General features: G+C 71.4%; 12 protein-coding genes. All 12 read left to right on the forward strand.

Going from position 1 to position 14,697, the window contains the following annotated elements:
• The first annotated feature begins 17 nt into the window (after positions 1 to 17).
• The 12 genes from GGR12_RS04870 to GGR12_RS04925 all read left to right on the forward strand — a co-directional run bounded on the left by GGR12_RS04870 (position 18) and on the right by GGR12_RS04925 (position 14,697).
• On the forward strand, positions 18 to 1,466 hold the full coding sequence (locus GGR12_RS04870; protein WP_183203240.1) for an ATP-binding protein: 1,449 nt from the start codon (positions 18 to 20) through the stop codon (positions 1,464 to 1,466).
• A 75-nt stretch (positions 1,467 to 1,541) separates the two neighbouring features.
• On the forward strand, positions 1,542 to 2,903 hold the full coding sequence (locus GGR12_RS04875; RefSeq protein ID WP_183203241.1) for a hypothetical protein: 1,362 nt from the start codon (positions 1,542 to 1,544) through the stop codon (positions 2,901 to 2,903).
• 19 nt (positions 2,904 to 2,922) lie between these two features.
• Positions 2,923 to 3,741, forward strand: a complete 819-nt coding sequence (gene ccmI / locus GGR12_RS04880) for a c-type cytochrome biogenesis protein CcmI (protein ID WP_183203242.1) — start codon at positions 2,923 to 2,925, stop codon at positions 3,739 to 3,741.
• A complete protein-coding gene (gene ccmE / locus GGR12_RS04885; RefSeq protein WP_183203243.1) occupies positions 3,738 to 4,208 on the forward strand; it encodes a cytochrome c maturation protein CcmE in 471 nt (156 codons plus the stop codon). The genes ccmI and ccmE overlap by 4 nt, the downstream gene beginning before the upstream one ends.
• Positions 4,205 to 6,184, forward strand: a complete 1,980-nt coding sequence (locus GGR12_RS04890; protein ID WP_183203244.1) for a heme lyase CcmF/NrfE family subunit — start codon at positions 4,205 to 4,207, stop codon at positions 6,182 to 6,184. The genes ccmE and GGR12_RS04890 overlap by 4 nt, the downstream gene beginning before the upstream one ends.
• Positions 6,181 to 6,672: a cytochrome c-type biogenesis protein gene (locus GGR12_RS04895; RefSeq protein ID WP_183203245.1), complete on the forward strand. Its 492-nt coding sequence runs from the start codon at positions 6,181 to 6,183 to the stop codon at positions 6,670 to 6,672. Before GGR12_RS04890 ends, GGR12_RS04895 begins: the two co-directional genes overlap by 4 nt.
• Positions 6,673 to 6,785: 113 nt before the next feature.
• A complete protein-coding gene (locus GGR12_RS04900) occupies positions 6,786 to 8,327 on the forward strand; it encodes a trypsin-like peptidase domain-containing protein (RefSeq protein WP_183203246.1) in 1,542 nt (513 codons plus the stop codon).
• Positions 8,328 to 8,411: 84 nt separating this feature from the next.
• Positions 8,412 to 9,083, forward strand: coding sequence for a response regulator transcription factor (locus tag GGR12_RS04905; RefSeq protein WP_183203247.1), 672 nt, complete (start codon positions 8,412 to 8,414; stop codon positions 9,081 to 9,083).
• Between the two features lie 9 nt (positions 9,084 to 9,092).
• Complete coding sequence (locus tag GGR12_RS04910; protein WP_183203248.1) at positions 9,093 to 10,505, forward strand: sensor histidine kinase; 1,413 nt, start codon at positions 9,093 to 9,095, stop codon at positions 10,503 to 10,505.
• Positions 10,502 to 13,390, forward strand: a complete 2,889-nt coding sequence (locus tag GGR12_RS04915) for a bifunctional [glutamine synthetase] adenylyltransferase/[glutamine synthetase]-adenylyl-L-tyrosine phosphorylase (RefSeq protein WP_183203249.1) — start codon at positions 10,502 to 10,504, stop codon at positions 13,388 to 13,390. The genes GGR12_RS04910 and GGR12_RS04915 overlap by 4 nt, the downstream gene beginning before the upstream one ends.
• A gap of 62 nt (positions 13,391 to 13,452) precedes the next feature.
• Positions 13,453 to 14,067, forward strand: coding sequence for an EF-hand domain-containing protein (locus GGR12_RS04920; RefSeq protein ID WP_221212200.1), 615 nt, complete (start codon positions 13,453 to 13,455; stop codon positions 14,065 to 14,067).
• A gap of 66 nt (positions 14,068 to 14,133) precedes the next feature.
• Positions 14,134 to 14,697: an RNA polymerase sigma factor gene (locus GGR12_RS04925; RefSeq protein ID WP_183203250.1), complete on the forward strand. Its 564-nt coding sequence runs from the start codon at positions 14,134 to 14,136 to the stop codon at positions 14,695 to 14,697.

A 14,697-nucleotide genomic window follows, 5' to 3' on the forward strand; every position in this document is an offset into this window, starting at 1 on the left:
CGACGGGGGCGGGGTCCGTGAACGAGCCGGCCGCGGCCGAGCCGAAAACCTGGGGGCGCTGGTTCGGCCGCCCGGGCCGCAGCCTGACGCGGCGCCTCATCTGGCTGGCCTCCGCCTGGATCATCGTCGCCCTGGTCGTGACCGGCTGGGCGCTGACCACGCAGTACCAGGAAACCGCCCTGCGCCGGCTCGGCAATGTGCTGGCCGACACCATCGACGAGGTGGTGATCGCCACCGACGCGGGGGCACCTGGCGGCGTGACCGTGGCCGAGATCAAGGACGCCCGCACCCTGCGCCCGCTGTCGGGAAAATACTGGGCGGTGGCCGAGCCGAGCGCCGACGGATCGCTCCGGGTGCTGGTCCGCTCGCCGTCGTTGGCGGGCGAGAGCCTGACCATCCCCCACGACCTGCCCGAACGCCTGAACGAAGCCTTCGGTGAGACCATCAGCTACAACGACCTCGATGGCCTGCGCCCCAACGGCGAGGGGCCGCTGGGCCGTCCGCTCCGTGTCGCCGCCAGCATGAAGCACCTTCCGGGACGGACCGAGCCGCTGGTCTTCCTGGCCGGTCTGGATCGCTCGAACATCGACGCCGACACGCGCCAGTTCGCCACCTTCACCTGGACAGCCCTGCTGGTCCTCGGCGTCGGCCTGGTCATCGCCGTCTTCCTGCAGGTGCAGATTGGCCTGCGCCCGCTGTACAGCCTGCGCAACGAGATCGCCGACGTCCGCAAGGGCCGCGCCGCCCGGATCGCGCACATCTATCCGGTCGAGATCCAGCCCCTGGCCGAGCAGGTGAACCGCCTGCTGGATCACAACCAGGAAACCGTCGAACGCCAGCGCACCCACGTCGGCAACCTCGCCCATGCGCTCAAGACGCCCCTGTCGGTCATGCTGGCCGAGGCGGGGACCCAGAAGGGCGTGCTGCCCGACATGGTGCGCAAGCAGACCGAGGTCATGAAGGCCCAGGTCGATCACCACCTGCGCCGCGCCCGCGCCGCCGCCCGCGCCCAGCTGCTGGGCGAGCGCACCCCCATCGCCGAGGTGCTCGACGAGATGGCGGTCATGCTGGAGCGGGTGTTCGAGACCAAGGGCGTCGAGATCGACTGGCGCGCGCCCGACGAGCTCGGCTTCCGCGGCGAGCGGCAGGACCTGCAGGAGATTCTCGGCAACCTGATGGAGAACGCCTGCAAATGGGCCAAGCGCCGGGTGCGCATCTCCGCCGGCGCCACCGGTCTCGGACAGATGGTCGTGGTCGTCGAGGATGACGGCCCGGGCCTGCCCGAGGAGCAGCGCGAGGCGGCCCTGCAACGCGGCATGCGCATGGATGAGACAACGCCGGGCTCCGGCCTGGGTCTATCCATCGTCGTCGAGCTGGTCCGCGCCTACGGCGGCAAAATCACCTTGGCGGACAGCGACATGGGCGGGCTGCGCGTCCTGCTGGAATTGCCGACCGCCGAAATCTGAGTACGCGTTGTTAACCCTGACTGTTCCATTCTGACCCGTGGTCCGGGCGTCCAGCCCCGGTCTTGAGGTGTCTTCATGGCGGGCCTGTCCGTCGCCCATCGCGCCGCGCTCGCCGCCCTTCTCGGGCGATGCTCCGAGACTGTCGTCAGGACGGTGGCGACGACGATCGCCTCGATGCCGGGCGGACGGGCCGCCGAACTGCGCATGATCCTGGCCGACGAGATGCGCGACCGCGCCCGCCGCGCCATGGTGCTGGCCCCTGTCGTGCCGATGTTCCGGCCCCGGACGGACGGCATTGCGGCCCTGACCTTCCCGGCCCCCGTGCTGGCGCGTCTGTGGAAGGCCGCCATCGAGCGCGAGCCGCATCTGCTGCCCCGTCTCGACAAGGACGGGCCTGACGTGGTGGCCGTCGCCAATCGCATCTGCCACGCCGCCGCCGCGGCCGTCCGGGATCGCCCGGAAGTGGTCTGGCCGCCCGATCTGGCCCCTGGTCAGCGGGAGCAGGGTCTGTCGGATCTCGCCGCCTGTCTGGACCTCGCCCACCTCGCCCGCAGCGGCCTTCCGTCGATCGAGATCTGGCTGAAACGCCCCGACGGCGATCAGCTGGCCGAGCTGCGCCTGCTGGTGAAGGACTGCGCCGCCATCCACTCCGACGGCGCCCGCCGCGTACTTGAGATGTTGTTCGCGCATCTGCAGGACGCCGTCCTGGTGCTGCGCATCATCACCCGCACATCCGGCGTCGCCGAGCGTGAAGGCTTCCTCAGCGCCTCCGAGCTGGCGGACTTCGTCGACCGCCTGCTGGCGGGGGTGGACGAACGCGCCGCCCGTCTGGCCGCCTACAAGCCGGGCGCGGAACCGGGCGGGGTGCAGGCCGTCGTCGCCGATCTCGACTGGTGCTGCAGCGTCCTGGCCGAGCTGGACGTCACCCTGACGCTCGATCCCAACTCCCACTGGGGCAAGTCCGTGCGCGACGCCCGCGTCAGCGTCGCGGCCTGGCTGTCCGGCCTGCTGCGCGCCGCCGACAAGGCGGTCGACAAGGCGCTGCCGCTGACCCGCGTCCAGACCGCCGGCCGCATGAGCCGCAAGGCCCCCCTGATGTCGGCTCCGGCCCGCGGCGAGCTGGCCGAGGCGGCCTTCAGCCTGCTTCAGCTGGTCGGCGCGGCGCGCGGCATGAGCGGCACTTTCGGTTGCGAGGCCGAACGCAAGACCCTGGTCGACGGGCTGACCGAGCGCCTGTCCGAGTACGCCGACCAGGTGCTGGTGATGATCAACGACGGCGAGGTCGACGATGAGGACCACGCCCTGAAGCTGGTTTCGGTCGCGGCGCGCTATCTCGAACTGCTCGACGCCCGCGACGCCGCCCGCACCGTGCGTCGCCGCGCCGCAGTCGCCGGAGGGCCTGCGGCAGCGGACGGGGCCTCGTCGCGGGCGGCCTGATCGGCTACATCGCGCGGCGATGACAATCTTCTGGATCATGACGGCCTTGCTGGCGGCTCTCGCCGGGCTGCTGGTGCTCGCCGGCGCCCGTCGCGGCGCCGACGCCGGCGAGGCTCTCGAGACCGCGACCGCCGCCGCTGAACTGGCCGAGCTGGACCGGCTGAAGGCCCGCGGCCTGCTGGACGAGGCCGGCTGGGCCGCCGCGCGCGCCGAGGCCGGCCGCCGCATCCTGACCTCGGAGCGCCATGCCGCGCCGGTTCGTGCCGGATCGAAGGACCGCTTCTGGGTGCTGGGCGGCCTGGCCGTCGCCGGCTTCGGCGCGCTGGGCCTCTACGCCGCCTTCGGCGCGCCCGGCTTCGAGGATCAGGGCTTCGAACGTCGCGTCGACGCCTGGTCGACCGGCGATGAGCCGCTGCAGCCGATCCAGGCCGCCGCCGTCATCGCCCGTGTGGTTGAAGAACAGCCCGACAACTACCGCGCCCTGACCATGCTGGGCGCCGCCCGCTTCGAGGCCGGGGACGCCATCGGCGCCGCCTCCGCCTTCCGTCGCGCCCTCGTTCTGCAGCCCGACGACGCCCAGAGCTGGGCCCGGCTGGGCGAGAGCCTCGTCCGCGCCTCGAACGGCGCGGTCGGCGCCGACGCCGAAGCCGCCTTCACCGAGGCCCTGCGCCGGGACCCTGATCAACTCGGCGCCCGCTACTTCCTCGGCGAGGCCGCCCTGGCGCGGGGCGACACGGCCCAGGTGCGCGCCATGTGGCTGCCGTTGATCGCAGCGCTCGACCCCGCCGATCCCCGCCGCGCCGATCTCGAGCGCCGCCTGCCCGGAGGCGCGTCGTGAGCTGGCTGCCCAAATCGCCCAAGGCGCGCCGCCGCCTCTGGATCGTCGTCGCCGTCGCCCCGGTGCTGGCGTTGGCCGTCGGCCTGTCCCTGTTCGCCATGCGCGACAGCGTGACCTTCTTCTTCTCGCCGTCCGAAGCGACACCTGAAAAAGCCCCCGCAGGCCGCGTGGTCCGTCTCGGCGGCCTGGTCGAGAACGGCAGCGTGGTCCGAGACCCCACAACCGGCGACGTGGCCTTCTCGGTCACCGACAACGCCGCCAGCACGCGTGTCGTCTACCGCGGCGACCTGCCCGACCTGTTCCGGGAAGGGCAGGGGATCGTCGCACAGGGGAGCTTCCAGCCGGACCGCTCGTTCCGCGCCACCCAGGTGCTGGCCAAGCACGACGAAAACTACATGCCGCGCGAAGTCGCCGAGAGCCTGAAGGCCAAGGGCGAGTGGCGTCCCGTCGAGGGTCCTGCCACGTGATCGTTGAACTGGGCGCCTTCGCCCTCATCCTCGCCCTGACGCTGTCGGCGTTGCAGGCGGCCATGGCGGTCGCCGGCCGCATCCGTCGCAGCCCGGTGCTGGCGGGAGCCGCCAACGGCGCCGCCATCGGCGCCGCCGGGGCGGTCGTGGTCGCCTTCGGGGCCCTGATCTACGCCTTCGCGGTCTCGGACTTCTCGGTCGCCAACGTCGCGGCCAACAGCCACACCGACAAGCCGATGCTCTACAAGGTCGCGGCGGCCTGGGGCAGCCACGAGGGCTCGCTGGTGCTGTGGTGCCTGGTCATGACCGGCTTCGGCGCCGCCCTGGCGCGGGCCCGGGATCTGCCCTTCGGTCTGAAGACCTCGGCGGTGGCGACCCAAGGCATCCTCGGGGCCCTGTTCCTCGCCTTCGCCGTCTTCACCTCGAACCCGTTCGCACGGCTGGACCCGGCTCCCTTCCAGGGCGCGTCGCTGAACCCCCTGCTGCAGGACCCCGCGCTCGCCTTCCATCCGCCTCTGCTCTACCTCGGCTACGTCGGCTTCTCGGTCTGTTTCTCGCTGGCCGTCGCAGCCCTGATCGAGGGACGCGCCAACGCCGCCTTCTGGCCGGCATGGGGCCGCTGGGTCCGCCCGTGGGCGCTCGCCAGCTGGGCCTTCCTGACCGTCGGCATCACCCTCGGCGCCTTCTGGGCCTACTATGAGCTGGGCTGGGGCGGCTGGTGGTTCTGGGACCCGGTCGAGAACGCCAGCTTCCTGCCCTGGCTGGCGGGCGCGGCCCTGCTGCACTCCGCCGTCGTCACCGAACGGCGCGGCGCGCTCGCCGGCTGGACCACCTTCCTGGCCTTGCTGGCCTTCACCTTTTCCATGCTCGGCGCCTTCCTGGTGCGTTCGGGCGTCCTGACCAGCGTCCACGCCTTCGCCGTCGATCCCGAGCGCGGCACGATGCTGCTGGCCATCCTGGGCGTCACCGCGGGCCTGGCCTTCGCCCTGTTCGCCTGGCGTGCGCCGCAGCTGAAGGGCGGCGGCATGTTCGCCCCGGTCAGCCGCGAGGGCGCGCTGGTTCTGAACAACCTGTTCCTGACCGCCGCCGCCGCGACGGTGCTGCTGGGCACCCTCTATCCACTGATCCTCGAGGCGGCGTCGGGGGCGACCATCTCGGTCGGACCGCCTTATTTCGCCCTGACCTTCATCCCGCTGATGGCCGTCGCCTTCATCATCCTGCCCGCCGGACCCCTGCTGGCGTGGAAGCGTGGCGACCTGAAGGGCGTCGGCCAACGTCTGGCCGTCGCCGCCGGCCTCGCCATCGTCCTCGCCCTGATCGGCTGGGGTCTGTTCGAGCCGCGCAAGGCGCTGTCCGCCGCCGGTATAGGTCTCGGGGCCTGGCTGATCCTCGGCGCCCTCGCCGAGACCGCAGATCGCACCCGCCTGTTCCGCGCGCCGTTGGGCGAGACCCTGCGCCGCGCCAAGGGCTTGCCGCTGGGCGCGTGGGGCATGACGCTGGCCCACGCCGGGCTCGGGGTCTTCGTCCTGGGGGCTGTGGTCGAGACAGGCTACCGCGTCGAGGCGGCTCGCCCGATCGCTGTCGGCCAGTCGATCGAGGCCGGGCCCTGGACAGTCCGTCTGGATGACGTCCGTATCGTCGAAGGCCCCAACTACCTGGCCGAACAGGGCCGCGTCACCATCAGCGCATCGGGCGCGCGTCCGCGCGAAGTGACCGCCGAACGTCGTTTCTTCCCCGCCGGCGGTCAGACCACGACGGAGGTCGGCCTCGATTTCCGCGGCCTGGACGACGTCTATGTCGTGCTCGGGGAGCGTACGAGGACCGAGGCCGGCGCGCCCGCCTGGAGCGTCCGCGTCTGGTGGAATCCCTGGGCGCGGCTCATCTTTCTCGGCCCGGCCATCATGGCTCTCGGCGGCGTGCTGTCGCTGATGGACCGTCGCCTCCGTCTGGGCGTCGGCGCGAGGAAGAAGGCATGAAGCGCGTTCTCCTGATCGCCGTCGCAGCCGTCGGCCTGGTCGCCGCCGAACCGGTTCCGCCGCCGGACCGTCCGCTGCCCGACACCGCCCAGGAGGCCCGCGCCCAGCGCCTGTTCGACGACATCCGCTGCGTCGTCTGCCAGCACGAGGCGATCGCCGACAGCCCCGCGGGCGTGGCCCACGACATGCGCCGTCTGGTGCGCGAGGAGATCGTCGCCGGCCGCTCCGACGCCGAGATCCGCGAGGACCTGGTCCGCCGCTACGGCGACTTCGTCCTGTTCAAGCCGCCGCTGCGCCTCGGCACCTGGCTGTTGTGGTTCGGACCTTTGGCGGCCCTGCTCGCCACCGTGGCCGGCTTCGCCTTCCTCGCACGCCGTCGCAAACCCGAAACAGCCCCTCTTTCGGATGAGGAAGAACGCCGGCTCGCCGATATTCTCGCGGCCGACCAGCTTCGCCGCGATCCTGACGCAAAGCCGTCCGACGACTGACGCCGCGACGGACCCATCATCGCTCCATGGGCGTTGGTGAAGACGGCCGCCGCCCTATATCATCGTCGTAACGGGCGCGGCTGACGCCCGACAACAGGATCGCAAGACCGCCTATGATGAAGCGCAAGGAATTCATGCTCGGGGCCGTCGCCGGCCTGGCCTTCGCCGCAGCCGCCACCGCGGGCGGCGTCATCGACTGGCCGTCGGCGAACGCGGGTCCTGTCGCGGGCGTCAGCGGCCGCCTCGCCCCCAATGCGGGCGGGAACGGTCTGGCCTTCGCCCCGCCGCAGGGTGCGCCGCTCAGCTTCGCCGACATCTTCCAGCAGGTCGCGCCGGCTGTCGTCCAGATCGACGTCAAAACCCGCGTGCCCGCGCAGCGCGGCATCCAGATCCCCGGCCTGCCGCCCGGCCTCGTCCCGCCCGAGGAAGAGGCCGCTCCCGATGACGAGGGCGCGACCGCCCTCGGCGCCGGTTCGGGCTTCTTCATCTCGGCCGACGGCTACATCGTCACCAACAACCACGTCGTCGCCGACGCGACGGAGATCACCGTCCGTCTCGCCGACGAGCGCGAACTGACCGCCCGCGTGGTCGGCCGCGACGAGAACACCGACCTGGCCGTGATCAAGGTCGAGGGCGACAACTTCCCGTTCGTCACCTTCGAGGAGACCGCCCAGCCCCGCGTCGGCGACTGGGTCATCGCGGTCGGCAACCCGTTCGGCCTCGGCGGCACCGCCACCGCCGGCATCGTCTCGGCCCAGGGCCGCGGCATCGACAGCGCCTATGTCGACTACCTGCAGATCGACGCCGCCATCAACCGGGGCAACTCGGGCGGCCCGACCTTCGACATCTACGGCCGCGTCATCGGCGTGAACTCGGCGATCTTCTCGCCGACCGGCAACTCCGTCGGCATCGGCTTCGCCATCCCGGCCTCGGTCGCCAAACCGATCACCGACCGCCTGATGCGCGGCGAGGCGATCCAGCGCGGCTACATCGGCGCCGGCCTGCGTTCGCTCAGCCCCGAAGCCTGGGAGGCCCTCGGCCTGCCGCGCGACTTCAAGGGCGCCAATGTCGAGAGCGTGACCCCCGGCGGTCCGGCCGCCCGCGCCGGCCTCCAGGTCGGCGACATGGTCGTCGGCGTCAACGGCCGCCCCGTCTCCGACAGCACCGAGATCACCCGCATGGTCGGCGCGGTCAGCCCGGGCGACACCATCCGCCTCGACATCCTTCGCGACGGCCGCCGCCAGACCCTGAACGTGCGCTCGGGCACGCGTCCTTCGGAAGCCGAACTGCGTGAAGGCGACGATCAGGGCGGGGCGCCTGCCGCTCCGGGAACGCCGCCGGCCGCCCAGGGCGAGCCGGTCGAGGGCGTCAGCGTCGCGCCGCTGACCCCGGCCCTGCGCTCGCGCTTCGACGTGCCGGAAACCGTCGAGGGCGTGATCATCACCAGCGTGACGCCGCGCACTCCGGCCGCCCGCCTGGGCCTGGAGGCCGGTTTCGTCATCACCCGCGCCAACAACCGGCCGGTGGCCTCGGCCGCCGATCTGCGCAATGCCGTCGCCGAAGTGAAGCGGGCCGGTCGTCCGGGCGTCCTGCTGTTCGTCTGGACCAGCCAGGGCGCGGCCCCCGTAGTCCTGCGGTTCGCCGAAGGCGACTGATTCCAGTCTGAACAACGCGTAACTGACTTGATCGCCGCCGATGCGCTAACATCGGCGGCGATTCTCGTTTTAGGAGGGGCCTTCATGCGCATTCTGGTAGTCGAGGACGACGCCGAAGCTGCGACCGCCATGGTCCGGGGCCTCTCCGAGGCCGGGCACGACACCACGCACGCCGTCGACGGCGCCTTCGGCCTGCTCGAAGCCCAGAAGGGTGGTTACGACGTCTATGTCGTCGATCGCATGATGCCCCGTCTGGACGGCATCGGCATGGTCGAGACCCTGCGCAAGGACGGCGACCAGACCCCGGTCCTGTTCCTGTCGGCCCTGGGCGAGGTCGATGACCGCGTCGCGGGCCTCAAGGCCGGCGCCGACGACTATCTGGTCAAGCCGTACGCCTTCTCCGAACTGATCGCCCGCGTCGAGGCCCTGTCGCGCCGCCGCGAGACCGGCTCGGTCGCCACCATGCTCAAGGTCGGTGATCTGGAGATGAACCTCATCGCCCGCACCGTTCACCGCGCCGGCCAGGAGATCGACCTCCAGCCGCGCGAGTTCCAGCTGCTCGAGTTCCTGATGCGCCACGCCGGCCAGTCGGTGACCCGCACCATGCTGCTGGAGAAGGTCTGGGAATATCATTTCGACCCACAGACCAACGTCATCGACGTCCACATCAGCCGCCTGCGCGCCAAGATCGACAAGGGCTTCGACAAGGCCATGCTGCAGACCGTGCGCGGGGCGGGGTACAGGCTGGAGGCATAACGCTTGCCGATGCGCCTGCCCTCGCTTCTCAGGCGCACGCCGTTCCGGCTGACGCTGTTGTTCCTGGCCCTGTTCGCCGCGGCGGCCAGCGCCATCCTCGGCTATGTCTATGTCGCCTCGGCCGCCGAGGCGCGGGCGAAGGCCGAGACCGACGTCCGCAGCGAACTGAAGACCCTCACCGGCATCTACAAGGAGCGGGGCTTCAACGCGCTGAACCGCGCCCTGATCGACCGCTCGCTGGCGGGCGGCTCCTTCGTCTATCTGCTGATGGACCCTGAGGGCAACCGCATCACCGGCAGTCTCAGCATCTCGCCGATCGAGGAGCTGCAGGGCGCCGAGCAGTGGGTCACCTTCCCCTTCACCGACACCGACGCCGAGGGCCGTATCACCCGCCCGCAGGTGCGCGGCGTGCAGGTGCGTCTGGGCGGCGGCGACATGCTGTTCGTCGGCCAGTCCATGGGCGACACCGAGGCCTATCTGGCCCGACTGACCCAGGCGCTGTGGGCCGCCATGGGCATCGTGCTTCTGCTCGGCCTCGCCGGCGGCCTGTTGGTCAGCCGCAACCTCGAACGCTCGATGGGCCGTCTCAACAAGGTCGTCACGGCGGTTCAGGACGGCGACCTCAAGGCCCGCGCCCCGGTCCGCAACTCCGGTGACGAACTGGACGAGCTGGGGCAGGGGCTCAACACCATGCTGGACCGGCTGGAGGGCTCGATGGCCTCGATCCGGCACGCCGGCGACGCCATCGCCCACGACCTGCGCTCGCCGCTGACCCGCATGCGGGCCAAGCTGGAGGTCGCCCTGATCGACGCCGAGGCCGGCAAGATCGACGGCACCGAAGCGCTGGAGCTGGCCCTGTCCGAGGCCGACGACCTGCTCAAGACCTTCAACACCGTGCTGGCCATCGCCCGCCTGCAGGCCGCCGCCGGTTCGGGCCGCACCCCTGACCCCGCCCTGTTCGACGCCGCCGACCTCGCCGCCGACATGGCCGAGCTCTACGAGCCCGCCAGCGAGGACAAGGGACTGGAGTTCTCGGCCGAGATCGAGCGCGGCCTGATGATCGAGGCCAACCAGCCCTTCCTGGCCCAGGCCCTGGCCAACATCATCGACAACGCCATCAAGTATACGCCGGTCGGCGGCGCGGTGATGCTGCGCGCCCGCCGCCGCTCGTCGGGCGAAATCGAGTTCTCGGTCACCGACACCGGCCCCGGCGTGCCCGAGGGCGACCGCGAGCGCGTCATCCAGCGCTTCGTCCGCCTCGACAACAGCCGCACCGAGGCCGGCTCGGGCCTCGGCCTGTCGCTGGTCGGCGCGGTCATGGAGGCGCACGGCGGCCGCATCATTCTGGATGAAGGCCCCGGCGAGTACGGCGGTTTCGGGCCGGGCCTGCGCGTGGCCCTGGTCCTGCCGGCGGCGGGATGACCAGCCCGCTCGCGTCCCGGCTCGCTCCCTGCGGCCCGGTGGTCGACGTCGACGCCGCCGGGCGGGCGCACGAGCGCCTGGCCGAGGCGGCGGCCGAAGGCGGCTGGTCTGCGGCGCTGGACGCAGCCTGGCCCGCCCTGGCCCCGGTCTTCGCCGCCTCGCCCTATCTGTTCGGCCTGGCCAGACGTTGGCCCGACCGGTTGCAGGCGATCCTCGCTGACGCGCCGGAGGCCCGCCTCGCCGACATCCTCGCCCGCACCGAAGGCCTGACCGGCGGCGCCGAGGACCTGCGGTCGCCGCTTCGACGGCTGAAGGGCGAATTGCATCTGCTGACCGCCCTGGCCGATCTCGGCGGCATCTGGGATCTGGACGCCGTCACCGGGGCTCTCAGCCGTTTCGCCGACGCCTCCAGCCGCGCCGCCCTGCGCGCGGTGGCCCATGACCAGCGCACGCGCGGCAAGCTGGTCTCCCCTGAAGACGACCCGCGCGGCCCTGTCCCCGGCCTGTTCGGCCTGGCCATGGGCAAGCACGGCGCGGACGAGCTCAACTACTCGTCCGACATCGACATCAGCCTGTTCTGGGAGCCCGAGGTCCTCGCCTCAGCCCTCGCCGACGGCGTCGAGGCGCAACGCTTCGTCGACCGGCTCGCCCACGCCTTCTCCAGCCTGATGCAGGAGCGGACGGGCGAGGGCTACGTCTTCCGCGTCGACCTGCGTCTGCGGCCCGACCCGTCCTCGACCCCGTCGGTCGTCGCCGTCCCCTTCGCCCTGACCTACTACGAGGGTGTCGGTCAGAACTGGGAGCGCGCCGCCTTCATCAAGGCCCGCGCGATGTTGGGCGACGAGGCCGAGGGCGAGGCCTTCCTGAAGGCGCTCCGGCCCTTCATCTGGCGGCGCACGCTCGACTACCCCGCCATCCTCGACATCCAGTCGATCAAACGGCAGATCCACGTCCACAAGACGGGCGAGGGGCTGGAGGCCGCCGGCGCCAACCTCAAGCTCGGTCGCGGCGGCATCCGCGAGATCGAGTTCTTCGCCCAGACCCAGCAGTTGATCCTCGGCGGGCGCGACCCGGCCCTCCGCGAGCGGCGGACGGTCGACGCCCTCGCCGCCCTGCGAGACGCCGGCCACGTTAGTCCCGAGGTCTGCGCCGAACTGACCGCCGCCTACGCCGAGCTCCGCGGACTGGAGCACCGCGTCCAGATGCTGGACGACGAGCAGACCCACAGCCTGCCGCTCGACCCGGCCCGTCGATTGGCCGTCGCGGCGTTAGCGGGCGAGGGCGCTCTCGCCGTCTTCGACGCCCGCGTCGAGGCCCTGCTGGTGGGGGTCAACACCCGCTACGGCGAGCTGTTCGAGGGCGAGGAGCAGCTGTCGTCGCCCTATGGCTCCCTGGTCTTCACCGGCGTCGAGAACGACCCGGAGACCCTGATCACGCTCGGGCGGATGGGCTTCACCGACCCGTCCATGGTCGCTGACACCATCCGCAGCTGGCACCATGGCCGCATTCCGGCGACCCGCACCGCCCGGGGGCGCGAGTTGTTCACGCGCCTGGCGCCGCGCCTGCTGACCGCCATGGCCGACACCGGCGCGGCCGATGCCGCCTTTCGGCGCTTCGCCGTCTTCTTTTCGGCCCTCAGCGGCGGGGTCCAGGTCCAGTCGCTGTTCCTGGCCCAGCCGAAGCTGTTCGACCTCGTCGTCGGCGTCATGGCTTTCGCGCCCCGTCTTGCGCGCACCCTGGGCCGCTATCCGGCGGCGCTGGACAGCATGCTGGACGCCCGTTTCGCCCGCTACATCGACGAGGACAGCGGCGTCATCGCCCAGATGCAGGCCGACGCCGCCGCTGCGCCGGACTTCGAGACGGCCATGAACGTCGTCCGCCGCGTCCACCGCGAGCAGATGTTCCGCATCGGCGTGCAGGTCATCACGGGCCGCGCCGACGCCGAGGCCGCCGGCCGGGGCTATGCCATGCTGGCCGACGCCTGCCTCGCCGCCCTCGCCCCCGCCGCCATGGCCGAGACGGTCCGCCAGGGCGGTGCCTTCCCGGGCGGCGCGGTCGCCGTCGTGGCGCTCGGCAAGGCCGGTTCGCGCGAGATGACGGCCAGTTCCGATCTGGACCTGATGACCGTCTATGACGCGCCCGCAGACGCTGCGTCGGACATGAAGGGTTGGCCGGCCGGGGTCTTCTATCCCCGCTTCACCCAGCGCCTGATCGCCGCCCTGTCCGCCCATACGGCCGAGGGCGGTCTGTACGAGGTCGACATGCGGCTGCGCCCCACGGGGGCCAAGGGACCCGTCTCCCTGCGGCTCTCAGCGGTCGAGGAGTACTACGCCGAGGAGGCGGACACCTGGGAGTTCATGGCCCTGACCCGCGCCCGCGTGGTCTGGACCGACGATCCCGCCTTCGGCGCGCGCGTCACGACGGCGCTGGACGCCATCCTGCGTCGGCCGCGTCCGAACGCCGAGGTGCTGGAGGACGCCCGGCGCATGCGTGACCTGATGGCCCGCGAACGACCGGGCCGGGGCTATTGGGATCTCAAACTGACCCCGGGCGGTCAGGTCGACGCCGAGTTCGTCGCCCAGATCCGCCAACTGGCCGCCGCCGTGGAGGGCGGCGAACTCACGGTTTCGACCCTCGGCGCCCTGTCCGGCGATCCGGCGCTCGCGGAATCATGGGCGCTTCAGCAGGCGCTGAATCAGGTGCTGGCCGCCGCCTTCGAGGATCGCATCGACCCGGCCGCCGAACCCGAAGGCTTCCGCAAACGCCTCGCCGAGGTGGCCGGAAGCCCCGATTTCGAGGCCTTGCAGGCCCGCCTCGCCGAGGTTCGCAAGGCCGCCCGCGTCGCCTTCGAGACGGCCCTCCCGCCGGTCCGCGACGGAGTATGACGCGCAGGGCGTTTGATCTCCGGACAGGGACGACTGGCCGAACGGCCGTGGAGATCATCGACATGAACAGGACTTTCCTGCTCGGCGGAATAACCGCCCTTGCGCTGACCGTCGCCGCCGGCGCCGCCAACGCCCAGCAACCCGACGCACAGCAGCCGACCCGCGCCATGCGCGCCGACGCGGACGGCGACGGCCGCATCAGCCAGGCCGAGTTCGTCGGCGGCCGTATTGAACGCCTGACCGCCGCCGACGCGAACCGCGACGGCTCGGTCACCCGTGAGGAGCTGCAGGCCGTCGGCCAGGCCCGTCGCGCCCAGCGCGTCGAGGCCCGCTTCGACCGTCTCGACGCCAATGACGACGGCGCCATCAGCCGTGAAGAGTTCGACGCCCCGCGTGAGGCCCGCGCCGATCGCGGTCCGCGTCCGGCGCGCGCGCATCGCGGCTACGCCGGCCGGGGCCATCGCGGCGACCGCATGGAGGCCCGCGGTCCGATCGTGATCGCCGACGTCCAGACCCGCACGGAACAGGCCTTCGCTCGCCTCGACGCCGACAGCGATGGCTACGTCACGACTGAGGAGCGCCGGGCCGGCCGGGAAGCGATGCGTCAGCAACATCGCGAACGCCGCGCGGCGTATCAGGCGGAGCAGGCGTCGCCCAAGGCGCCCGCTTCGGAGTAAGGAAGATGTCGGGGACGACGGTCATGCGCCGCTCAGCCCTTTCGGTAACGAACGGAAGAGGCCGGATTGGCGCTGATCGCCGACCCCGACGAGGATCTGGTGCGCCGTGTGGGTCAGGGAGACTCCGCGGCGATCCAGGCCATGGTCGCGAGGAAGCTGCCGCGCATGCTGGCGCTGGCCCAGCGCATGCTGGGCGATGCGGTCGAGGCCGAGGACGTGGCCCAGGAGGCCCTGCTGCGCGCCTGGAAGCAGGCGCCGCGCTGGCAGCCCGGCAAGGCGAAGTTCGACACCTGGCTGCACCGGGTCGGTCTGAACCTCTGTTACGACCGGCTGCGCCGCCGCCGCGAGATCGCGACGGACATGCCGCCGGAACGTCCGGACGAGGGCGCGGCCCCGGATCGCGGTCTTCTGGCCGCGGACGTCGGACGTCGCGTCGATGCGGCCCTGGCCCGATTGCCCGAGCGTCAGCGCGAGGCCATCGTGCTGTGCCATTATCAGGAACTGACCAATATCGAGGCTGCGGCCCTGATGGAGGTCAGCGTCGAAGCCCTGGAAAGCCTGCTGTCGCGCGGGCGGCGGGCGTTGAGACTGGCTCTGGCCGATATGCGGCCGGATGCTGAAGGAGTGTAG

Origin of the sequence: Brevundimonas lenta (assembly GCF_014196335.1) — a bacterium.
Lineage (GTDB): Bacteria > Pseudomonadota > Alphaproteobacteria > Caulobacterales > Caulobacteraceae > Brevundimonas > Brevundimonas lenta.